Source organism: Arthrobacter sp. 2MCAF15 (genome assembly GCF_052115605.1).
In the GTDB taxonomy this organism is placed as follows: domain Bacteria; phylum Actinomycetota; class Actinomycetes; order Actinomycetales; family Micrococcaceae; genus Arthrobacter.
On the sequence record NZ_JBFRGZ010000001.1, the window covers coordinates 461,501 to 482,433 of the forward strand.

22 protein-coding genes are annotated in these 20,933 nt (G+C 67.7%); 15 read left to right on the forward strand and 7 right to left on the reverse strand.

Annotated features, from left to right (window positions below; genetic code table 11):
• Positions 1–282 precede the first annotated feature (282 nt).
• The 10 genes from AB4089_RS01995 (at position 283) to AB4089_RS02040 (ending at position 6,715) form a co-directional block, all read left to right on the forward strand.
• Complete coding sequence (locus AB4089_RS01995; RefSeq protein ID WP_441407641.1) at positions 283–720, forward strand: hypothetical protein; 438 nt, start codon at positions 283–285, stop codon at positions 718–720.
• Positions 721–938: 218 nt separating this feature from the next.
• Positions 939–1,364: a 30S ribosomal protein S16 gene (rpsP, locus tag AB4089_RS02000; protein WP_026266438.1), complete on the forward strand. Its 426-nt coding sequence runs from the start codon at positions 939–941 to the stop codon at positions 1,362–1,364.
• Position 1,365: 1 nt separating this feature from the next.
• Positions 1,366–1,608 carry an RNA-binding protein gene (locus AB4089_RS02005; RefSeq protein WP_018773450.1) on the forward strand — a complete coding sequence of 81 codons (243 nt, stop codon included), beginning with the start codon at positions 1,366–1,368 and terminating at the stop codon, positions 1,606–1,608.
• Positions 1,609–1,745: 137 nt separating this feature from the next.
• The gene (gene rimM / locus AB4089_RS02010) at positions 1,746–2,333 is read left to right on the forward strand and encodes a ribosome maturation factor RimM (RefSeq protein WP_441407642.1); all 588 of its coding nucleotides are present in this window, start codon (positions 1,746–1,748) and stop codon (positions 2,331–2,333) included.
• Complete coding sequence (gene trmD, locus AB4089_RS02015) at positions 2,334–3,185, forward strand: tRNA (guanosine(37)-N1)-methyltransferase TrmD (protein WP_441407643.1); 852 nt, start codon at positions 2,334–2,336, stop codon at positions 3,183–3,185.
• Between the two features lie 234 nt (positions 3,186–3,419).
• Positions 3,420–3,779, forward strand: coding sequence for a 50S ribosomal protein L19 (rplS, locus tag AB4089_RS02020; protein ID WP_441407644.1), 360 nt, complete (start codon positions 3,420–3,422; stop codon positions 3,777–3,779).
• A 107-nt stretch (positions 3,780–3,886) separates the two neighbouring features.
• The gene (lepB, locus tag AB4089_RS02025; RefSeq protein WP_441407645.1) at positions 3,887–4,567 is read left to right on the forward strand and encodes a signal peptidase I; all 681 of its coding nucleotides are present in this window, start codon (positions 3,887–3,889) and stop codon (positions 4,565–4,567) included.
• Positions 4,568–5,587 (forward strand): signal peptidase I, encoded by a 1,020-nt coding sequence (lepB, locus tag AB4089_RS02030; RefSeq protein WP_441407646.1) that lies wholly within the window; start codon positions 4,568–4,570, stop codon positions 5,585–5,587.
• Positions 5,588–5,597: 10 nt separating this feature from the next.
• Positions 5,598–6,263 (forward strand): ribonuclease HII, encoded by a 666-nt coding sequence (locus AB4089_RS02035; protein WP_441407647.1) that lies wholly within the window; start codon positions 5,598–5,600, stop codon positions 6,261–6,263.
• A 125-nt stretch (positions 6,264–6,388) separates the two neighbouring features.
• On the forward strand, positions 6,389–6,715 hold the full coding sequence (locus AB4089_RS02040) for a DUF2469 domain-containing protein (protein ID WP_018773443.1): 327 nt from the start codon (positions 6,389–6,391) through the stop codon (positions 6,713–6,715).
• A 104-nt stretch (positions 6,716–6,819) separates the two neighbouring features.
• Here AB4089_RS02040 and AB4089_RS02045 read toward each other — a convergent pair whose 3' ends face one another.
• A complete protein-coding gene (locus tag AB4089_RS02045; protein ID WP_441407648.1) occupies positions 6,820–7,245 on the reverse strand; it encodes an HAD domain-containing protein in 426 nt (141 codons plus the stop codon).
• 255 nt (positions 7,246–7,500) lie between these two features.
• On the opposite strand from AB4089_RS02045, the gene AB4089_RS02050 reads away from it, so the two are divergent.
• From AB4089_RS02050 to AB4089_RS02070, 5 genes are all read left to right on the forward strand, one after another.
• The gene (locus tag AB4089_RS02050; RefSeq protein WP_441407649.1) at positions 7,501–7,857 is read left to right on the forward strand and encodes a YraN family protein; all 357 of its coding nucleotides are present in this window, start codon (positions 7,501–7,503) and stop codon (positions 7,855–7,857) included.
• On the forward strand, positions 7,858–9,402 hold the full coding sequence (locus AB4089_RS02055) for a YifB family Mg chelatase-like AAA ATPase (RefSeq protein ID WP_441407650.1): 1,545 nt from the start codon (positions 7,858–7,860) through the stop codon (positions 9,400–9,402).
• Between the two features lie 48 nt (positions 9,403–9,450).
• The gene (gene dprA, locus AB4089_RS02060; RefSeq protein ID WP_441407651.1) at positions 9,451–10,638 is read left to right on the forward strand and encodes a DNA-processing protein DprA; all 1,188 of its coding nucleotides are present in this window, start codon (positions 9,451–9,453) and stop codon (positions 10,636–10,638) included.
• Between the two features lie 48 nt (positions 10,639–10,686).
• On the forward strand, positions 10,687–11,643 hold the full coding sequence (locus AB4089_RS02065; RefSeq protein WP_441407652.1) for a tyrosine recombinase XerC: 957 nt from the start codon (positions 10,687–10,689) through the stop codon (positions 11,641–11,643).
• A 398-nt stretch (positions 11,644–12,041) separates the two neighbouring features.
• Positions 12,042–12,545, forward strand: coding sequence for a DUF3145 domain-containing protein (locus tag AB4089_RS02070; RefSeq protein WP_026266435.1), 504 nt, complete (start codon positions 12,042–12,044; stop codon positions 12,543–12,545).
• A 243-nt stretch (positions 12,546–12,788) separates the two neighbouring features.
• Here AB4089_RS02070 and fabF read toward each other — a convergent pair whose 3' ends face one another.
• From fabF to aceE, 6 genes are all read right to left on the reverse strand, one after another.
• On the reverse strand, positions 12,789–14,024 hold the full coding sequence (gene fabF / locus AB4089_RS02075) for a beta-ketoacyl-ACP synthase II (RefSeq protein ID WP_441407653.1): 1,236 nt from the start codon (positions 14,022–14,024) through the stop codon (positions 12,789–12,791).
• 168 nt (positions 14,025–14,192) lie between these two features.
• Positions 14,193–14,438: an acyl carrier protein gene (locus tag AB4089_RS02080; RefSeq protein WP_079554778.1), complete on the reverse strand. Its 246-nt coding sequence runs from the start codon at positions 14,436–14,438 to the stop codon at positions 14,193–14,195.
• A gap of 202 nt (positions 14,439–14,640) precedes the next feature.
• The gene (locus tag AB4089_RS02085; protein ID WP_441407654.1) at positions 14,641–15,702 is read right to left on the reverse strand and encodes a beta-ketoacyl-ACP synthase III; all 1,062 of its coding nucleotides are present in this window, start codon (positions 15,700–15,702) and stop codon (positions 14,641–14,643) included.
• Positions 15,699–16,628 carry an ACP S-malonyltransferase gene (locus tag AB4089_RS02090; protein WP_441407655.1) on the reverse strand — a complete coding sequence of 310 codons (930 nt, stop codon included), beginning with the start codon at positions 16,626–16,628 and terminating at the stop codon, positions 15,699–15,701. The genes AB4089_RS02085 and AB4089_RS02090 overlap by 4 nt, the downstream gene beginning before the upstream one ends.
• Positions 16,629–16,715: 87 nt before the next feature.
• Entirely contained in the window at positions 16,716–17,960 is a 1,245-nt protein-coding gene (locus AB4089_RS02095; RefSeq protein WP_441407656.1) for a PucR family transcriptional regulator, read from the reverse strand.
• 199 nt (positions 17,961–18,159) lie between these two features.
• Positions 18,160–20,928, reverse strand: coding sequence for a pyruvate dehydrogenase (acetyl-transferring), homodimeric type (gene aceE, locus AB4089_RS02100; protein ID WP_441407685.1), 2,769 nt, complete (start codon positions 20,926–20,928; stop codon positions 18,160–18,162).
• Between the last annotated feature and the right edge of the window lie 5 nt (positions 20,929–20,933).

Here is a 20,933-nt window from a genome sequence, read left to right on the forward strand (position 1 = left end):
TTGGTCGCGGCCAGCGGAGGGCATGTCCGGAGGAGGTGGCGGCGTGTCCTGGCCAGTCCGGGCACGTGGCCGGGCCAGCAGTGGGCATGTCCCTTTGCGGCTGGCAGGGCCGCGGGCAATGTCCATTTGCAGCGGCCACCAGTGGACATAGCCCCTATATGTCCACTGGTCGCGGCCAGCGGAGGGCATGTCCAGTCCAGGCGCAGCCGGGCCGAAGCGCTAGGCTGAAGTGACGTGCGAAAACAGCGGACCACATACCGCCGAACCCTAAGGACGAGCTGCATGGGATTCACCGAAATCTTTGTGTCCACCCACGAAGGAGCCCTCAAGCGCGCCGGCGCACTCGAAGGCGGCGGCCCGGCCGCGCCGGAGGCCGTTCGCATCCCGGACATCAGTGACTTTGAGGTGGAGCGGCTGGGCGACCTCGCCGGCGTGGCCGTGCACGCCCCCGGCGCAGACTACGAACTGGCAATGGTTGACGTGGCCAGCGACTCGCTGCTTGGCGTGCCCGCCGCGATGATCCGCACGCTGGCGGAGCTGCTCAGCTACGAAACCGAAGGCGAGGGAGACGTCCTCGAGGACGTCGCGGCCAACTGGGCCGCCGAGGAGGACATGCCCTTCGGTCCGGACGCGGCCCGGGGCTATGTCCGCCGGATCGCCGAGCTCGCCGCCGGAGTGGACCCCGCCACCAAGTCCGGTCTCTACGTCTGGACCTCCTGACCGGCCTGGATCGCCCCCTGCAGGACCCGTTCCGCCGGGCTGGGCCCGTGTCAAGTCGAAATCCTGCCGGTGATCTGGCACAATGAACAGGTACTCGATCTGCGTGGCCCCTCTCTCCGCGTCCGGATCTTGTCCTTTAGAACCCCCAAGTACGGCCCGCCCCACGGGTGCAGAACGCCGGGCTCGACCCCGTTTCAGAAACAGGAGTGACCACAAAAGTGGCCGTAAAGATTCGCCTTAAGCGCTTCGGTAAGATGCGCGCACCGTACTACCGCATCGTCGTCATGGACTCACGCTCCAAGCGTGATGGCCGTGCCATCGAAGAGATCGGCAAGTACCACCCGACCGAAGAGCCCTCGTACATCGAGGTCGACACGGACCGTGCCCAGTACTGGCTCGGCGTCGGCGCACAGCCGTCCGAGCAGGTTGCCGCGATCCTCAAGATCACCGGTGACTGGCAGAAGTTCAAGGGTCTCCCCGGCCAGGAGGGAACCTTGAAGACCAAGGCTCCCAAGGCTGCCTTCGTTACCCCGGAAAAGGGTTCCGTGATCATCCCGGAAGCCATCACCAAGAAGGCCAAGAAGGACGAAGCTGCCGAGGCCCCCGCCGACGCCGCCGAAGCAGAGACCACCGAGGCTGAGTAAATTGCTGGCAGAAGCGCTCGAACACCTGGTCCGCGGGATTGTTGACAGCCCCGAGGACGTCAAGGTCAGTGCGAAGAACAACCGCCGCGGGGAAACCCTCGAGGTGCGCGTTCATCAGGACGACCTCGGACGGGTGATCGGCCGGCAGGGCCGGACCGCACGCGCATTGCGCACTGTGGTTGCGGCGCTGGCGGACGGCGAGCCGGTCAGGGTCGACGTCGTCGACACCGACCGCCGCCGGTAACGCGTTCAGCAGTACTTGTCTTAAAGTCCGGCCCCTTCACCAGATAATGGTGGAGGGGCCGGACTGTTTTCCCCTATTTACTTTCCTGTACTTACGCACCAGCAGTACAGATTCACCAACCCCGAACAGAGGAACAGATGCAGCTCCAGGTGGCACGAATCGGCAAGCCCCACGGCATCCGCGGCGAAGTGACCGTCCAGGTGCTCACCGACGCGCCCGGCGACCGCTTTGTCCCCGGCACGAAGTTCATCGTGGAGCCTGCCTCGGCCGGGCCGCTGACGGTGTTCAGCGCCCGCTGGAACAAAGACATCCTGCTGCTGGCCTTCGATGAGATTGAGACCCGCAACGAGGCAGAGGGCCTGCGCGGGGCGAAACTGTTCATCGAAACCGAGGACATCGGCGCCGACGACGACGATGAGGGCTGGTACGAGCACGAGCTCGTGGGCCTGGAGGTCCGGGTCGGCGGCAGCGTCGTCGGCAAGGTCTCCGCGCTGCACACCTTGCCGGTCCAGGACCTGCTGGTGGTCACCACGGCCGAGGGCACGGAAGTCCTGATCCCGTTCGTCGAGCAGATCGTCCCCGAGGTCAACGTGGGCGAAAAGTACGTCCTCGTCACCCCGCCGCCCGGACTGTTCGAGGTCAACACCGATGAGGCGCCCGAGCAGCAGAAGCCTGAAGCGCAGGTCGCATCCGCCGGGGACCTCGACGAGCAGGGCAACGCGTAGATGAGAATCGACGTCGTCAGCATCTTTCCGGAGTACCTGGCCCCGCTGGAACTGTCGCTGATCGGCAAGGCCCGCCAGGACGGCCTGCTGGACCTGAGGGTCCACGACCTGCGCGAGTTCACCACCGACCGGCACCGGACAGTGGATGACACCCCCTACGGCGGCGGAGCCGGCATGGTCATGAAGCCCGAGCCGTGGGCGCAGGCCCTCACTGCCGTGGCCGCCGGTCGCACCGAAGGCACAGAAGCTGCCGGCGAACATGCCAACGAAGCCAACGAAGCCGGGGACTCCGGATCCCCCGGCAAGCCGGTGCTCATTGTTCCGTCGCCGGCGGGGGAGCGGTTCACCCAGGCCACCGCCCACGAACTCGCCGAGGAGGACCAGCTGGTCTTCGCCTGCGGCCGGTACGAGGGCATCGATGAGCGGGTCCTGGAATGGGCCGCGGACCACTTCACCGTCCGGCCCATGAGCCTGGGGGACTACGTGCTCAACGGCGGCGAAGTCGCCGTGCTGGCCATGGTGGAGGCCATCGGTCGGCTGCTGCCCGGCGTCGTCGGGAACCCCGAGTCCCTCGTGGAGGAGTCCCACTCGGACGGGCTGCTGGAGTACCCCGTCTACACCAAGCCCTCCAGCTGGCGGGACCGTGACGTCCCGGCGGTGCTGCTCAGCGGCAACCACGGCAAGATCGCCCAGTGGCGCCGGCACGAACAGTACCGGCGCACCGCCGAACGCCGCCCCGACCTCCTTGCGGAGTTCGACGCCGGCAAGCTGCCCCGCGCGGACCGCACGGCGTTCGCGGACCTGGGGTACAACGTCGTCGACGGCCACCTGTTGCGTCGTCCCGACGCCTAACCACCGGGATTGGGCTAACCCGCAGAAAATGTGGCAAAATTAGTCCTTGTGCCTGCTGGGTCGCGAACCTGCCACAGGGGGAGCGCTGCCAACAGCCGGGCACCCCGGTCCCGTCTATTCCTGACAGGGCCGGATCGACAAACTTTCGGCGGAATTTCCGGGCGGCCAAGGCTACCGGGCTTGACCGCCGTAACCCAACGTGAGTGACCTGTGGCGTTCACCAGGAGTGGATCAATGCATATCCTCGATTCCGTAGATGCAGCCTCGCTGCGCACCGATGTTCCCGAGTTCCGCGCGGGTGACACCATCAAGGTTCACGTGAACATCATCGAAGGCAAGAACTCCCGCGTCCAGGTCTTCCAGGGCTTCGTCCTGGGCCGCCAGGGCGATGGCGTCCGCGAAACCTTCACCGTCCGCAAGGTCTCCTTCGGTGTCGGCGTAGAGCGTACCTTCCCGGTGCACTCCCCGATCATCGACAAGGTCGAGCTCGTCTCCAAGGGTGACGTGCGCCGCGCCAAGCTTTACTACATGCGTAACCTGCGTGGTAAGGCCGCGAAGATCAAGGAAAAGCGCGACTTCCAGACCGGCAAGTAAGTCCCTCCGGGACTTTTACCGCGGGTCCACGGACCGTCCCCGGCTTGTTGCCGGAACTATCCGCAACAGCGCACATTAGTTCACAACAGCGCCAGGGGATACGGAACATGGAACAGCCAAAACGCCAGCCCAGGAAACCGGGCTGGCGTTTTGCGTTGCTGGCTCTGGTGCTTGCCGTGGCCATCAGCGCTGTGGTCCGCTCCCTGTGGCTGGACATCTACTTCATCCCGTCAGCCTCCATGGAACCGCTCCTGCGCACCGGGGACCGGATCCTGGTGGCGCGCACCGGCTTCCAGGCCGAGTCCCTGGGCCGGGGAGACATCGTCGTTTTCGACGGCCGCGGCTCCTTCGCCCCGCTCAACAGCGGAAACGGCCCCGTCGTGGATGCCCTGGCCGACGCCGGACACTGGCTTGGCCTCGCGGGCAGCGACACAACGTACGTCAAGCGCGTGATCGGACTGCCCGGCGACCGCGTGGTGTGCTGCGACGCCGGCGGCCGGCTCACAGTCAACGGCCAGCAAATTGCGGAACCCTATGTGTACCCGGGGGACACCCCGAGCGAAATGAAATTCAGTGTTGAGGTGCCGGCCGGGCGGCTTTGGCTGATGGGGGACCACCGTTCCATGTCGGCCGATTCCCGGAGCCTCCTTGGCGCCCCCGGCGGCGGCATGGTGCCGCTGGAACGCGTGATCGGCAGGCCGGTACAGATCATCTGGCCGCTTGATAGATTTGCAGCACTAGCGCGGCCCGAACCGGCCGCGACAACGACGACGACGAACGGACAGTAGATGCCCGAGACCGAACCGCGCACTCCTGATCCGCAGGGCCAGGAAGGACCGCGGGTTACTGCCTCGGCGATTCCCGGGGACGAGCCGGCGGAACACCCCACCACCCGGCTGCCGCAGGCACGGGTCGCGGACGAGCCCGCCGAGGGTGCAGAAGCCGGCCAGGGTGCAGGTGCGGTTGCAGGAAACGGTGACGGTGCTGTGCCGGCTGTTGCGCCGGCGTCGGCGTCGGCGGATGACAGCGCCGGAGCGCGGCGCGCTGAACGGACCGGCAGGGAGCGGCCCTCCGGGCCCGCCCACGCCGATTCGTCCTCCCGGCGGGCCAGGAAGGCCCAGGCCCGTGAAGGGCACAGCCCGCTGTTCCTGTGGCTGAAGGAAGTTGCCACAGTGGTCATCGTGGCGATCGTGCTGTCCTTCCTGATCAAGACCTTCCTGTTCCGGGCCTTCTACATCCCGTCTGAATCCATGGTCAACACCCTGGACGTGAACGACCRCATCTTCGTCAACCTCCTCGTGCCGGAGCCCATGGCGCTCCAACGCGGGGACGTGGTGGTGTTCCGGGACAGTCAGGGCTGGCTCGCCCCCGCAGCCGAGAAGACGAAAGGCCCGTTCACCTGGGTGCAGGACGGGCTGACCTTTGTCGGCCTGCTGCCGGATAACTCCGAACAGCACCTGGTCAAGCGCGTCATCGGGCTCCCCGGCGACCACGTGGTCTGCTGCGACGCCGGCGGCCAGCTCACCGTCAACGGCACGCCGCTGGACGAGACCTACATCAACGCCGCGGAGATTCCCCAGGTCAAAGACTTCGACGTCGTCGTGCCTGCGGGCAAGGTCTGGGTCATGGGCGACAACCGCAACCACTCCGCGGATTCGCGCGCCCACATGGACACCAACGGCGGCTTCGTCAACGAATCCGACATCGAAGGCAAGGCCGCCGTCATTGCATGGCCGCTGAACAGGATGTCCGCGCTCGACAATTACCCGAACGTCTTCCGCAGCGTGCCGGCCCCGAACGGAAAGTAAGCCTCCCGCCATGTCCGTCGCCCCTACCCTCGACTACGAACACCGCTTCCGCGGCTCCGGCGCCCGGCTCCTCGCCGGCATCGACGAGGTGGGCCGCGGTGCGCTCGCCGGGCCCGTCAGCGTGGGGATCGTCGTCGTGGACCTGCAACAGCAGAAGCTCCTTGCCGATGTCCGGGACAGCAAGCTGCTCAAGGTCGCGGACCGGGAGCGGCTGGTGCCGCTCGTCCGGGACTGGAGCGTCGCCTCCGCCGTCGGACACGCGTCCGCGAATGAGATTGACGAGCTCGGGATCATCGGCGCCCTCCGGCTGGCCGGCAACCGCGCCTGGTTCGCCGTCCTGGCCACCGGTGTTCGGCCCGAGGTGGTCCTGCTGGACGGCAGCCACAACTGGCTCTCGCCGGATCTGCAGCCCTCACTGTTTGACGATGCCCCCGCCGAACCCGGCTGCGACGCCCCCGTGCACACGCTGGTCAAGGCGGACATGCAGTGCCTCAGCGTCGCCGCGGCGAGCATCCTGGCGAAGGTCGAGCGCGATGCGATGATGTGCGAGCTGCACACCCAATACCCGGCCTATGGCTGGGACGAGAACAAGGGCTACGGCACCACGGCGCATAAGGAGGCCCTGCGGGCCGCCGGTCCCACGCCGTACCACCGGGTCAGCTGGCAGCTGCTCTAGCGCGTGGGTGTGGCCGGCCCGGGCAGGTGCTGCCCGGATCGGCGGGGCGCCTTAGCAGAGCGCCTTGGCGGAGCGGCGGCAGGGCCGTGGCGCGCGGCCGGCGCCGGATGGTGCAAGATGGAACCATGAGTGCCGAGGACCTTGAAAACTATGAGACCGACATGGAGCTACAGCTCTACCGCGAATACCGCGACGTCGTCGGGCTGTTCAGCTATGTGGTCGAGACCGAGCGGCGTTTCTACCTTGCCAACCACGTGGACCTGCAAGCGCGCAGCGCCGACGGCGAGGTCTACTTCGACCTGACCCTGCAGGACGCCTGGGTGTGGGACGTCTACCGCTCGGCCCGGTTCGTCAAGAGCGTCCGCGTCATCACGTTCAAGGACGTCAATGTCGAGGAACTGCCGCGCAGCGAGGAACTCGCCCTGCCCAAGGTCGAGGACCTAGGCAACTGAGCCTGGTTTCCTAACGCCCGATTGCTGCGTTTCGTTGGCTGACAATCGCATCAACACGTCCTGTCAACGCCGCTGCGGTGAAGTTTCCCAGCGTTGGTGGATGTTCACTCACGGGGTTCTCCTCTGTTTAGAAATTCTGTTACCTGCCGCGCAACCTCGTCGGTGATTCCCGTTTGCCAGCTCGTTTTGAACAAGGGCTGACCGGCATAGAAGTCAGTGTCATCGTCGACAATTGCATACCGCGTAACTTCCGGATGCTGGTCCAGCCACATCTTCACCTCCTCGCCACGAAAACCTGTGTCTGCTGTCGGCGTGACGTCAAAGGTCTTGTAAACGTGTCGGTCGACTTCTTCACGGCCGCCTTGGAAGTGCCGCCATGTGGACGTAAGGACAATGGCTGCGTCAGTGTCGAGGATTATCTTGCCGACCTTGGACGCCAGGACAGGATCGATGCCCATGAAGCCCCGAAAGCGCTGTCTCGTACCCACGCGGTTGAGGACTCCATCAATGTCGAGGAAAAGTACCTTCATTCCTGTTGCTCCCACAGTTCGCCTCGCCCGGCTTTGATTATGGGCCGCACTGCTGAACGCGCTGCGGATACTCATATCATTTGGATTGTGCCCTGTAACCACTGCTGGATGTAGTACCGGGTCTGGTCGGCGTCGAACTGATCGGCCGCGCACAGCTCGTCCATGATGTGACAGTCAGATTCCTCGGTTTGCCAGGTTTCCACATAGCCAAAGTGTGCCCTGTGTTCGTCCGTGGCTGCGCTCCACGATGGAGGCATGAGAGCTAAGGATGTGCTGGGCCGGCGGGGGGAGGACCTCGCGGCGGATTACCTTCAAGCCCAGGGCATGCGGGTGGTGGAGCGGAACTGGCGCTGTCCCGAGGGTGAGATCGACATTGTCGCGCTCGACGGCGACGCACTGGTCATCGCCGAGGTGAAAACCCGAAGATCCCTCGCCTACGGGCATCCCTTCGAGGCCGTCGGTGCGGACAAGCTGGCCCGGCTCCAACGGCTCGCGGCGGCGTGGTGCCGCGTCCAGGGGCTGCGGGCGCCGCTGTGCCGCGTGGACGTCGTCGCCGTGCTGGACGACGGCATAGGCGAGCCCGCCGTCGAGCACCTCAAGGGGGTGGGCTAGATGTCCCTGGGACGGACCTATTCCGTGGCCCTGGTAGGCCTCAACGGCTACATCGTGGAGGTCGAGGCCGACATCGGCCAGACCCTCCCGGCGTTCGTCATCCTGGGTCTGCCGGACGCGTCGCTCAACGAGGCCAAGGAACGGATCCGCTCCGCGGCCCAGAACTCGGGGATACCGCTCAGCCGCCGGAAGATCACGGCCAACCTCATCCCGGCGTCGCTGCCCAAACGCGGCTCGGGCTTCGACCTTGCCATCGCCATGGCCGTGCTGCTGGCGGCAGACGACATCCGCCCCACGGGCCGCATCGTCTTCATTGCCGAGCTCGGCCTGGACGGCCGGCTGCGGCCCGTGCGGGGCATCCTTCCGGCCGTGATGGCAGCAGTACGGGCCGGCTACCCCGAGGTCGTCGTGGCGCGGGCCAACGTCGCGGAGGCAGAGCTCGTGCCCGGAGCAAGGGTCCGGGGGTACGCCACCCTGGCCCGGCTTGCCTTCGACTGCGGCGCGGACCCGCAGGACCTGGCCCTCGACTTTGAACCCGAGCCCGAGGATGACGGACCCGGTACCAGCGCCGGCCCAGCCCTGGCGCCGGACATGTGCGATGTCTCCGGCCAGGCCGCGGCGCGGCGCGCCCTGGAAGTGGCAGCCGCGGGGGCCCACCACCTGCTGCTGACGGGACCGCCGGGCGCCGGGAAGACCATGCTCGCCGAGCGGCTGCCGGGCCTGCTGCCGGACCTGGGTGACACCGAGGCGATGGAGGTGACCGCCATCCATTCCCTGTGCTCGCTGCCGTCGGGCTCCGTGCAGCTGCTGCGCCGTCCGCCTTACGAAAACCCGCACCACACCGCGACCGCCGTGGCCATCATCGGCGGCGGGTCCGGGCTGCCGCGGCCCGGGGCAGCGTCCCGTGCACACCGCGGCGTGCTCTTCCTGGACGAGGCCCCGGAGTATGACCGCGGCGTCCTGGACGCCCTGCGGCAGCCGCTGGAAAGCGGCGAGCTGGTCATCCACCGTTCGGCCGGGTCCGCGGCCTATCCCGCCCGGTTCCAGCTGGTCCTCGCGGCCAACCCCTGCCCCTGCGGCAAGGCAACGGGCAAAGGGGTGGACTGCATCTGCACCCCCACCATGCGCCGCCGGTACCAGGCCCGGATGTCCGGTCCGCTGCTGGACAGGGTCGACATCCAGCTCGAAGTCGAGCGGGTGTCGCTCGCGGGTTTCGGCCAGCCCGCGGAGGAGGAGGGGACCGCCAGCATCGCCGAACGCGTCCGGGCGGCCCGGAGCCGTCAGCTGGACCGGCTGCTGCCTTATGGGATGGAAACCAACGCCCAAGTCCCGGGCCGGCTGCTGCGCGGGGCCCTGCGGCTTGGCGCCCCCACCACCCGCATCCTGGACTACGCGCTGGAGCGCGGCGTGCTGACAGCACGCGGTTATGACCGTGTGCTGCGCCTCGCCTGGACTGTTGCGGATCTGTCCCTGCACGATGCACCGGACGCGGACGATGTTGGGCAGGCGCTGGGTCTCCGCCAGGCCGCGGCGGCCTCACTGTGAACCCGCCGGCACGAATTACGCCCCCGCCGCCACGCGAAAGGAACCACGATGAGGGATGACGAACGAACAGCCCGGGCCGCGCTGTCGCGACTGTTCGAACCACAGGACGCGGCGGCACTGGCACTGGTGCAGGCCGCGGGGGCGCCGGACGCCCTCCGGATCGCCACCGGCGGACTCGCCGCCGGTCCCGGGCTCGAGCAGGAGATCACCGGAATCCTGGCGGACAGCGGCCCCGGCGGCAGCTGGTCAGGACTGGGCGCCGCCCTCAAGCGCTGGGCACCGCGGATACCCGACCTCGCCCCGGAGAGGGACCTGGCCACCATGCAGCGGCTCGGCGGACGGATCATCATTCCCACCGATGCCTTGTGGCCCCGGCAGCTGGCAGACCTCGGCCTGCAGGAACCCCTGTGCCTGTGGTGGCGGGGCATGGAGCAGGAGGTGCCCCCGGCGGCCAAGGCAATAGCCCTGGTGGGCTCCCGGGACAGCACCAGCTACGGGGCGTCGGTTACCGGCGACCTCGCCTACTCGCTGGCCCAACGGGGCTTCACGGTCGTCTCCGGCGGCGCCTACGGGATCGACGCCCACGCCCACAGGGCCGCACTGGCCGGAAGCGCAGGCGGCATGCCCACCATCGCCGTCATGGCCGGGGGAGTGGACCGCTTCTACCCTGCCGGAAATGAGGACCTGCTCCGGGCTGTGGCGGACCACGGCGCCGTCCTTGCTGAGGTTCCGCCCGGCTCCGCGCCCACCCGCTACCGGTTCCTGCAACGTAACCGCCTCATCGCTGCGTTGGCCGCCGTCACCGTCGTCGTCGAGGCCCGGTGGCGTTCCGGGGCCCTCAACACGGCCCACCATGCCGAAAGCCTGGGCCGGGCCGTCGGCGCAGTGCCCGGGTCCATCCACAGCGCCAACTCCGCCGGCTGCCACCGGCTCCTGCGGGAGGGCGGAGCGGTGTGCGTCACGGATGCGGGGGAAATCGCCGAGCTCGCCTCCCCGAGCGGCGACGCGATGCCCTCGGACAAGGCGGGCCGCACGGAAGCCCACGACGGACTGACCCTGGAGGACCTAATCCTGCTCGACGCCCTGCCGCTGCGGACCACCAGCTCCGTCGAGAAGCTCGCCACGGTGGCCGGACTGAGCCCGGAGTCGGTCCGCGCGGGGCTCGGCCGGCTGGGGCTGCTGAGCCTGGCCGAATCCCGGCACGGCGGCTGGAAACGTTCGGGGAAGGCCAACTGACATGATGAGCGCCGCCGGCATGGCGCGGCTCGCCGGAGCGTTCCTTGAATGCCCCGGGAATACTGCCAGAGTAGGAAGGTGTCTACACAGAAACTCCCTGCCCCGCTGGACGGCGCCGCCACCCGCTTCGGCCGCTACCTCGACGCCGAGCGGGGCCGGTCCGCCCACACCGTGCGGGCCTACCTCTCCGATGTCGAAAGCCTGCTGGCGCACGCTGCGACCGAGGGGGTCCAGGACCTTGCCGGGCTGGAACTCGGGACCCTGCGGCGCTGGCTGGGCGCCCAGAGCGAGTCCGGCAAGTCCCGCGCCACCCTGGCCCGCCGCGCCGCTACCGCCCGGGCCTTCACCGCCTGGGCGGTCCGCGAGGAACTGATCGAGGCCGACCCGGCCCTGCGGCTCAAGGCGCCCAAGCGGGAGAAGACCCTGCCCGGTGTCCTGCACCAGCAGCAGGTCCTGCGGCTCGTGGACGACGCCGAAGCCGCCTCGGCCGAGGGAGAACCACTGGCTTTGCGCAACCGCGCCATGGTGGAGCTGCTGTACGCCACCGGTGTCCGGGTGGGCGAGCTGGCCGGCATGGATGTGGATGACCTCGACCCGGACCGCCGGACGCTGCGGGTGCTCGGCAAGGGCAACAAGGAACGTACTGTCCCATACGGCCTGCCGGCGGCGCTCGCCGTCGACGACTGGCTCCGCCGCGGCAGGCCCGCCCTGGCCACCGGGATCAGCGGCCCCGCCCTCTTCCTGGGCGCACGCGGCGGCCGGGTGGACCAACGCCAGGTCCGCAGCGTGGTCAAGGAGATGCTGGAGCGGCTGGGGGACACCGCAGCCACCGGTCCGCACGCCCTGCGGCACTCCGCCGCGACCCACCTCCTCGACGGCGGCGCAGACCTGCGGGCCGTACAGGAAATCCTCGGACACAGCAGCCTGGCCACCACCCAGATCTACACCCATGTGTCAGTCGAGAGGCTGCGGCAGAGCTACCAGCAGGCGCACCCCCGGGCCTGAGGATCGCCGGCGCATCGTGTCCGGCCGCAAAGGGCCCGCCATCGGCCGCCAGGGCCCGGCCAAGGACCCGCCATTGGACCCGGATTCCTGCCCGCAGATCCGCCCTCCGCCAAGCGGACCAGGGTCCGCCGGGCGGCCCGTGGAACCGGGCACGGCGCGCCGGGAAAAGACGCGCCGAATCGCACTGGCGTAATTAGGAGGGGTAGGGCAGAATAAAACTCACGCCCGGGAAGTTTCAAGTTGAACTTGAAGCTGGAATGCAGCACGTCCCAGCTTCGAACCCGGTTGTATATTAGTAGTCTGGCAGGGACCGCCGGCACGAATTCGGATCCGCGCAACAGACAGACATCCAGGCAGAGGTCGTTGGGGAAGACGTACCTACAGCTATGGAGGATGGAATGTCTGTTGCACTGACCCGAGGTGTGTTGTTCGTTCACTCGGCCCCGACTGCCTTGTGCCCCCACGTCGAGTGGGCCATAGGGTCTGTCGTGGACAAGCGGACGGACTTGGAGTGGACCGCTCAGCCTGCCGCGCCCGGAATGTTCCGGGCCGAGCTGTCGTGGACCGGAACGCCGGGCACGGGGGCTCAATTGGCGTCCGCTCTGCGCGGATGGGCACACTTGCGTTACGAAGTCACCGAGGAGCCGAGCCAGGGAGTCGACGGCGGACGCTGGTCGCACACCCCGGAGCTGGGAATCTTCCACGCCACCACCGACGTCCACGGCAACATCATGGTGTCCGAGGACCGCATCCGGTACGCCTACGAATCCGGGGCGGGCGACCCCTCCGCCGTCTATCACGAACTCTCGCTCGCCCTGGGGGAGGCTTGGGACGAGGAGCTCGAGCCGTTCCGCCACGCCGCCGAAGGCGCGCCCGTGCGCTGGCTCCACCAGGTCGGCTAAGGACCGGCCAAGGCGCTGCCCTCAGCAACTCCATAGCTAGGCGCCCCAGGAGCGATGGCGGCAATGTTCAGGACGAACGTTGCCGCCATCGCTCATTCCGGGAGGGGCCCCGGGCGGCCGACGCAGGATCGCGTCGTGATTAACGACTGCCGCCTCAACCAGGAACCAAACGGCAGATGGCGGCAATGTTCTATGTGAACATTGCCGCCATCTGTCATATGGGCGGGGGAGTGCGCGGGGCACTTACACGCTGCGTACCGCGATCACGGCGTTGTGGCCGCCGAAGCCGAACGAGTTGCTCAGCGCGGCGATGCTGCCGGCGGGCAGGTCCCGGGCCGTCGTGACGACGTCGAGCGGGATCTCCGGGTCCTGGTTCTCGAGGTTGATGGTCACCGGCGCCTTGCGGTCGTAGACGGCCATGACCGTCAGCACGGCCTCCACCGCACCGGAGGCGCCCAGCAGGTGCCCCATCTGGGACTTGGTGGCCGAGACCGCGACGTTGTCCACGTGATTGCCCAGGGCGGCCTTCAGGGCTGCGTACTCGGGCTTGTCGCCGACCGGGGTGGAGGTGGCATGCGCGTTGACGTGCACGATGTCCTCGGGCTGGATGCGGCCGTCGAACATCGCGGCCTTCAGCGCACGGGTGGCGCCGAGGCCCTCGGGGTCCGGGGCCGTTATGTGGTAGGCGTCGGCGGTCACCGAGGTGCCGGCCAGTTCGGCGTAGATCCGTGCGCCGCGGGCCAGGGCGTGTTCCTCGGCCTCGAGCACCAAGGCACCGGCGCCCTCGCCCATGACGAAGCCGTCACGGTCGCGGTCGTAGGGACGCGAGGCGTGCTCGGGATCGTCGTTGCGGCGCGAGAGTGCCTGCATGGAGGCGAAGGCGGCGATCGGCATGGGGTGGATGGCCGCCTCGGCGCCACCGCAGACGACGACGTCTGCCTTGCCGGCGCGGATCAGGTCCAGGCCCACGTGCACGGCCTCGGTGCCGGATGCACAGGCGGAGACAGGGGTGTGGGCGCCGGCGCGGGCTCCCAGATCGAGGCTGACTGCCGCGGCCGGGCCGTTGGGCATCAGCATCGGCACGGTCATGGGCAGGACGCGGCGGGGGCCCTTTTCGCGCAGGGTGTCCCAGGCATCCAGGAGGGTCCAGACGCCGCCGATGCCGGTGGCGAAGGCCACTGCCAGGCGGTCGTGGTCGATTTCGGTGATGCCGGAGTCGGCCCACGCCTCGCGGGACGCGACTACGGCGAACTGGGTGGACGGGTCCATGCGCTTGGCTTCGACCCGGGTCAGGACATCGAGGGCCGGGGTGGAGGCGCGTGCGGCGAAGTGGACCGGCAGCTCGTACTTGGCCACCCAGTCGTCCTCGAGCGTGTGCGCGCCGGAGACGCCCTTGAGCGCGTTCTTCCACATCGTGGGGACATCGCCGCCGATGGGTGTGGTGGCACCCAGACCGGTAATGACTACTTTGCGTGCCATGGGATCACTCTCTGTCGGTGCGCCTGCCGTATCCGGGACCGCGAACGGGATGGCCGGGGCCTGCGAGGGGAAAACTTTGGGGTCGTGCACTTGGTGGTGGTCCGGTCCGGGCACTTCTGCAGCGCCCGGACCGGTCACCGGGGTCCGCCGTTGCCGGCGGAAGCCAGACTAGGCCTGGGCGTTGGAGATGAAGCTGACGGCGTCRCCGACGGTCTTGAGGTTCTTGACCTCTTCGTCCGGGATGCGGACGCCGAACTTCTCTTCGGCGTTGACCACGATGGTCATCATGGAGATGGAGTCGATGTCCAGGTCCTCGGTGAAGGACTTGTCCATCTCGACGGCTTCGGTGGCCAGGCCGGTCTCTTCGTTGACGATTTCAGCCAGGCCGGCCAGGATTTCTTCGTTGCTAGCCATTGAAGGCTCCTTTTCTAGTTGTTGCCCCCGCCTGCCGGTGGAATGCCTGCATGCGGGGGCGGAAATGAATCAAACCGAGGGTTCGGCTTGGTGCGGGAATGCTTGCTGTGCACCGCATGGGGACAAGCCCTGAACGTGAAGTACATGCGGTGCAAAGGTGAAACGGGCGGAACGTATTTAGTTCGGAAAAGCGGGTGGCTGCCTAAGGAAGCACGACCACCTGGGCGCCGAAGACCAGTCCGGCTCCGAAGCCGATCTGCAGCGCCAGCCCGCCGCTGAGCTCGGGGTTTTCCTCAAGCAGGCGGTGGGTGGCCAGGGGGATGGACGCCGCCGACGTGTTGCCGGCGTCCGCGATGTCGCGGGCGATCTTGACGGTCTCGGGCAGCTGCAGCTTCTTGGCCATCTCGTCGATGATCCGCATGTTGGCCTGGTGCGGGATGAACGCGGCGAGGTCCTCGGACCGGATGCCGGCGGCGTCCAGGGCCTGCTGGGCCACCTTGGCCATCTCCCATACGGCCCAGCGGAAGACGGTCTGGCCGTCCTGGCGCAGGGTCGGCCACAGGGATGCGTCGGTCACTGCCGCTTCTTCGTCGCTGACAGCGGTGCCGTGCTTGCCGGTCAGGGCGAGTTCACGGATGTCCAGCATCGAGTGGGTCATGCCGATCGCATCCCACTTGCTGCCGTCCGAACCCCAGACCGAAGGGCCGATGCCCGGCGTGTCGGAGGGGCCGATCACGACGGCGCCCGCGCCGTCGCCGAGCAGGAAGGAGATGGTCCGTTCCGTGTTGTCGATGACGTCGGAGAGCTTTTCGGCGCCGACGACCAGGACGTAGGCGGCCGCGCCGGACCGCACCAGGGCGTCACCCTGGGCGATGCCATAGCAGTAGCCGGCGCAGGCCGCGGAGATGTCGAAGGCCGGGGCCGGGGTCGCGCCGAGGCGGTCGGCGAGGCTCGCGGCAGCGGAAGGGGTGGCATACGGGTGGGTGACCGTGGAAACGATCACGGCGCCGAGCTGGGAGGCCTCGATGCCGGCCTTCTGCAGCGCCTCGCGGGCGGCGCCCTCGGCCATGTCGATCACGCTGACATCGGCCGGTGCGCGGTGCCGGGTGATGATGCCCGTGCGCTGGCGGATCCATTCATCGGAGGAATCGATCCACTGGCACACGTCCTCGTTGGTCACGATCACGCTGGGCCGGTAGGCGCCGACACCCATGATGCGGGTGTTTTCCTGCACGGGCGCCTGCTTCAGAGTGGGAACGCTCATGCCCCTCCCTCCAGTTCTGCAAATAGGGCCAGGGCCGCGGAGAGGTCGTCCGGGGTCTTGACGGTGACAGTCTTGACGCCGGGCATGCCGCGCTTGGCCAGGCCGGCCAGGGTTCCGGCGGGGGCCAGCTCGATCACGCCGGTAACGCCGCGCTGCACCATAGTCTCCATGCACAGGTCCCAGCGGACCGGGCGGGAGACCTGGGCGATCAGGCTGTCGACGGCGGCGCCGCCGTCGGTGACTTCCGCGCCGTCGAAGTTGGACAGCAGCGGCACCAGCGGGTTCTGCGGCTGCAGCGACGGGCGCAGGGCCTGCAGGGCCGCACCGGCGGGAGCCATGTGCGAGGTGTGGAACGCGCCGGCGACCTTCAGCGGAATGACCCGGGCCTTGGCCGGCGGGTTCTCGGCCAGGGCCTTGAGCTGCTCCAAGGTCCCGGCGGCGACGGTCTGACCGGCCCCGTTGACGTTGGCGGCGGTGGCGCCGGCTGCCTCGATGGCGGCCAGGACCTCGGCCGGGTCACCGCCGACGACGGCGCTCATGCCGGTCGGGGTGGCGGCAGCGGCCGCAGCCATGCTGTTGGCGCGTTCGCGGACGAACGTCATGGCTTCGGTTTCCGTCAGGACACCGGCCAGCGAGGCCGCGGTGATTTCGCCGACCGAGTGGCCGGCGAGGACCACCGGAAGGGTTCCCAGTTCGACGTCGAAGAGCGACTTTGCGGTCACCAGTCCGGCGGCGACGATCAGGGGCTGCGCGACGGCAGTGTCCTTGATGGTCTCCTCATCGGAGGTGGTGCCGTGGGCGGTGAGGTCGATGCCTGCTATTTCGCTGAGGGAGGCCAGGAGGCCTGCGACGGGTGGCAGTTCCAGCCAGGGGGCCAGAAAACCAGGGGTCTGGGAGCCCTGTCCAGGGCAGACGATTGCAAGCACGTAACCAGCTTTCCAAATTACGGCGTGAACATTCGTGTTTTCATGCACCAAGCTCACTGGGTCAGTTTGTAGGAAGTCTACAACGGATCAGGAGCCGTTGCGGGGAGGCTGCCGCTCCGTGGGGGCCTTCGGAGGGGCCGACAACCGGCCCACGACGAGGGCGGTTTGGAGCACGAACGCCTCCCGCGGCAGCAGGGGATCCCAGCCCGTGACGTCGCAGACGCGCTTGAGCCGGTAGCGGACCGTGTTGGCATGGACGAAGAGCTCACGGGCCGTCGCCTCGAGCGAATGGCCCAGTTCAAGGTACGTGCCGAGGGTCTCCACGAGCCCGTTGGAAGCGGCCAGCAGGGGTCGGTAGATGTTCTTGACCAGGGAGCGGCGGGCGGCGTCGTCGCCGGAGATCACCCGCTCGGGGAGCAGGTCATCGGCCGCCACAGGGCGCGGCGCGGAGGGCCAGGCGCGGGCCGCCGTCAGGCCGGCAAAGGCCGACTGGGCGGAGCCGCTGGCCTCGAGCAGGGACCCGGCCTCCGGGCCGTAGACCACCGGGCCGGGGGCGAAGAGTTCGCTGAGTTTCAGGTACGCGGTCTCCCGGTCGTGGACACCGCCGAGGATGAGGATGAGCCGGTCGCCCTGGATCCCCACGAGGGCGTCCTCGGCGAAACGCCCCGCGGTGCGCCGCAGTTCGCTGACGTAGCTGGCGCTTGGTTCGGACGGGGAATTTCCGACCATGACGGTGAAGCGCTCCTGCGCCTTCCAGCCCAGGGCCGCGATCCTGGACCGCAGCGCGTCCGTGTTTTCGCCGCGGAGTATGGCGTCGACAATCAGGGCTTCCAGGCGGGTGTCCCAGGAGCCGCGGGATTCCGCGGCGCGGGCATAGACGTCGGCGGCCGCGAAGGCGACCTCGCGCGAGTAGCGCAGCACGGCTTCGCGGAGGGCCGACTGGTCCGCTTCCGGGGCAATGACCGGGACCTGGTCTTCGACCACTTCCACGACGATCCGGATCAGCTGGAGCGCCTTCTGGAGGCTGATGGAGCGGGTCAGTTCGGTGGGCGCGGTGCCAAAGACGTCGGAAAGGATCCACGACGGCGAGCTCGGCCGCTCATACCAGGTGACGAAAGCCGCGATGCCGTTCTGGGCCACCATGCCCAGCGCGGAGCGCTCGTCCGAGTTCAGCCGGCCGTACCACGGCAGGGACTTCTCCAACTGGCGCAGCGTCGTCGTCGACAGCTGGCCCACGCTGGCGCGGAGCTTTTTGAGGGTCTCGGCTTTCTCCGGAGTCATCGCCCTCGAGGCCGGCTTGCGTTTTTCGGGAGTGGTGATCGGCTCTGCCATGCATTGAGCATACGGGGCGCGCCGCCCAAGCTCCATTTGTGCGAAGGCTACAACTGCCGTTGTCCTGTGTCACAGCGGACGGCGGCGTTGGACGGAGCGGCCGATAGGACTGTTAAGCGCCCGACGGCGGCCCCCACCAATCGGTGGGGGGCCGCCGTCGAGTACGGGTGCCTGGCAATAGGACCTGGCACGCGTCCGGTTAGGAGTCGCCGCCTGCGTTGCCGGTGGTGCCGGCGTTGACGTTGTGCAGGCGGTACTTCTCGATGGCCTGGGCAGGCGCCTGGGCATCCACTTCGCCCCGGCGGGCCAGCATCTGCAGGGAACGGACCACCACTGAGTGGATGTCGTTCTTGAAGAAGCGGCGTGCCGCGGCGCGGGTGTCGGAGAAGCCGAAGCCGTCCGCGCCGAGCGAGGCGAACTCGTTCGGCAGGAACTGGCGGATCTGGTCCGGCACGGCCTTCATGTAGTCCGTGACTGCCACGATCGGGCCGGTGGCGCCGGCGAGCTGCTGGGTGACGAACGGGACGCGGGCGGGCTGGCCGGGGTTGAGGAAGGCGTCTTCCTCGGCGGCCATGGCGTCGCGGCGCAGTTCGGTCCAGGACGTCACGGACCAGACATCGGCTGAGACGCCCCAGTCCTCGGCCAGGATCCGCTGGGCTTCGAGGGCCCAGGGAACAGACACACCCGAGGCAAGGATCTGCGTGCGCGGGCCGTCAATCTTGGCCGGCGCCAGCAGGTAGATGCCCTTGATGATGCCCTCGACATCGAGTTCCGCGGGTGCCGGCGGCTGCACAATCGGCTCGTTGTAGACAGTGATGTAGTACATCACGTTCCGCGACGGGTCGTTGTCGGCAATTTCTTTCCCGGCTTCGCCGGGACCGTACATCCGGTTGAGGCCGTCGCGCACGATGACGCCCATCTCGTAGCCGTATGCCGGATCGTAGGTGATGACTGCCGGGTTGGTGGCCGCAAGCATCGGGGAGTGCCCGTCCGCGTGCTGCAGGCCTTCGCCGGTCAGGGTGGTGCGCCCTGCCGTGGCGCCGATGATGAACCCACGGGTCATCTGGTCGGCGGCGGCCCAGAAGGAATCGCCGGTGCGCTGGAAACCGAACATCGAGTAGAAGACGTAGACCGGGATGAGCGGTTCGCCGTGGGTGGCGTAGGACGTTCCGGCGGCAGTGAAGGCTGCCACGGAACCGGCCTCGTTGATGCCGGCATGCACGATCTGGCCGGAGATGGACTCCTTGTACGCCAGGACGAGCTCGCGGTCCACGGAGAGGTAGTTCTGGCCGTTCGGGTTGTAGATCTTCGCCGTCGGGAAGAACGCGTCCATGCCGAAGGTGCGTGCCTCATCCGGAATGATCGGCACAATCCGCTTGCCGAACTCCTTGTCCCGCATGAGGTCCTTGAGGAGGCGGACAAACGCCATGGTGGTGGCGGCATGCTGCTTGCCGGAGCCGCGGTTGGCGACTTCGTAGACCTTCTCATCCGGGAGGGTGACGTCGACGTGCTTGGAGCGCCGCTCGGGGACGAATCCGCCGAGTTCCTTGCGCCGGCCCATGAGGTACTGGATCTCCGGGGAGTCCATGCCGGGGTGGTAGTACGGCGGCCGGTAGAGGTCCGCTTCGAGCTGTTCGTCCGTGATCGGGATGCGCAGGTGGTCGCGGAAGGCCTTGAGGTCGGCCATCGTGAGCTTCTTCATCTGGTGGGTCGCGTTGCGGCCCTCGAAGTGCGTGCCCAGGCCGTAGCCCTTGACCGTGTGGGCCAGGATGACGGTGGGTTTGCCCTTGAACTCGGTSGCGGCCTTGTACGCGGCGTAGACCTTGTTGTAGTCGTGGCCGCCGCGCTTGAGGTTCCAGATCTGGTCGTCGGTCAGGTCCTGGACCATTTCCTTGGTCTGCGGGGTCTTGCCGAAGAAGTGCTCGCGGACGAACGCGCCGGACTCGGCCTTGTAGGTCTGGTAGTCCCCGTCGACGGTCTCGTTCATGATCTTCACCAGCGAGCCGTCCTCGTCCTTGGCCAGCAGGTCATCCCACTCCCGGCCCCAGACGACCTTGATGACGTTCCAGCCCGCGCCGCGGAAGAATGCCTCAAGTTCCTGCATGATCTTCCCGTTGCCGCGGACGGGTCCGTCGAGGCGCTGGAGGTTGCAGTTGACCACGAAGTTCAGGTTGTCGAGCTTGTCGTTCGCGGCGAGCTGGAGCAGGCCGCGGGACTCGGGCTCGTCCATTTCGCCGTCGCCCAGGAACGCCCAGACCTGCTGGTCGGAGGTGTCCTTGATGCCGCGGTTGTGCAGGTACCGGTTTGACTGGGCCTGGTAGATCGCGTTCATCGGGCCGATGCCCATCGAGACCGTGGGGAACTCCCAGAACTCCGGCATCAGGCGCGGGTGCGGGTAGGAGGAAAGGGCGTGGCCCTCCTTGGACTTCTCCTGGCGGAAGCCGTCCATGTCCTCTTCGCTCAGCCGGCCTTCCATGAAGGCGCGGGCGTACATGCCGGGGGAGGCGTGGCCCTGGAAGAAGATCTGGTCCCCGCCGCCGGGGTGGTCCTTGCCGCGGAAGAAGTGGTTGAAGCCGACCTCGTACAGGGTCGCTGCCCCGGCGTAGGTSGAGATGTGACCGCCGACGCCGATATCGGCGCGCTGGGCCCGGTGCACCATGACGGCGGCATTCCAGCGCAGCCAGGCCCGGTACTTGCGCTCGATCTCCTCATCGCCCGGGAACTCCGCTTCCTGGTCCACCGGGATGGTGTTGACGTAGTCCGTGGTGGTGACCATCGGAACACCCACGCTCTGCGCCCCGGCCCGCTGGAGCAGGCTGCGCATAATGTACTGGGCACGTTCGGTGCCCTGTTCCTGAATCAGGGTATCCAGGGACTCCAGCCATTCGGCGGTCTCTTCCGGATCACGATCAGGCAGCTGGTTTGTCAACCCGCTGAGGATATGGGAGGTATCTTCTCCTGCAGCCACGTCCA

What these genes read in the sequence shown, in the direction of transcription:
- AB4089_RS02045 (WP_441407648.1), bottom strand. Translation starts at nt 7,245, where the DNA reads ATGAAGGTACTTTTCCTCGACATTGATGGAGTCCTCAACCGCGTGGGT.
- AB4089_RS02040 (WP_018773443.1), top strand. Translation starts at nt 6,389, where the DNA reads ATGAGTGCCGAGGACCTTGAAAACTATGAGACCGACATGGAGCTACAG.
- fabF (WP_441407653.1), bottom strand. Translation starts at nt 14,024, where the DNA reads ATGGCACGCAAAGTAGTCATTACCGGTCTGGGTGCCACCACACCCATC.
- AB4089_RS02050 (WP_441407649.1), top strand. Translation starts at nt 7,501, where the DNA reads ATGAGAGCTAAGGATGTGCTGGGCCGGCGGGGGGAGGACCTCGCGGCG.
- rimM (WP_441407642.1), top strand. Translation starts at nt 1,746, where the DNA reads ATGCAGCTCCAGGTGGCACGAATCGGCAAGCCCCACGGCATCCGCGGC.
- AB4089_RS02055 (WP_441407650.1), top strand. Translation starts at nt 7,858, where the DNA reads ATGTCCCTGGGACGGACCTATTCCGTGGCCCTGGTAGGCCTCAACGGC.
- AB4089_RS02085 (WP_441407654.1), bottom strand. Translation starts at nt 15,702, where the DNA reads ATGAGCGTTCCCACTCTGAAGCAGGCGCCCGTGCAGGAAAACACCCGC.
- AB4089_RS02035 (WP_441407647.1), top strand. Translation starts at nt 5,598, where the DNA reads ATGTCCGTCGCCCCTACCCTCGACTACGAACACCGCTTCCGCGGCTCC.
- AB4089_RS02070 (WP_026266435.1), top strand. Translation starts at nt 12,042, where the DNA reads ATGTCTGTTGCACTGACCCGAGGTGTGTTGTTCGTTCACTCGGCCCCG.
- rplS (WP_441407644.1), top strand. Translation starts at nt 3,420, where the DNA reads ATGCATATCCTCGATTCCGTAGATGCAGCCTCGCTGCGCACCGATGTT.
- trmD (WP_441407643.1), top strand. Translation starts at nt 2,334, where the DNA reads ATGAGAATCGACGTCGTCAGCATCTTTCCGGAGTACCTGGCCCCGCTG.
- AB4089_RS02065 (WP_441407652.1), top strand. Translation starts at nt 10,687, where the DNA reads ATGCCCCGGGAATACTGCCAGAGTAGGAAGGTGTCTACACAGAAACTC.
- AB4089_RS02095 (WP_441407656.1), bottom strand. Translation starts at nt 17,960, where the DNA reads ATGGCAGAGCCGATCACCACTCCCGAAAAACGCAAGCCGGCCTCGAGG.
- AB4089_RS01995 (WP_441407641.1), top strand. Translation starts at nt 283, where the DNA reads ATGGGATTCACCGAAATCTTTGTGTCCACCCACGAAGGAGCCCTCAAG.
- lepB (WP_441407645.1), top strand. Translation starts at nt 3,887, where the DNA reads ATGGAACAGCCAAAACGCCAGCCCAGGAAACCGGGCTGGCGTTTTGCG.
- dprA (WP_441407651.1), top strand. Translation starts at nt 9,451, where the DNA reads ATGAGGGATGACGAACGAACAGCCCGGGCCGCGCTGTCGCGACTGTTC.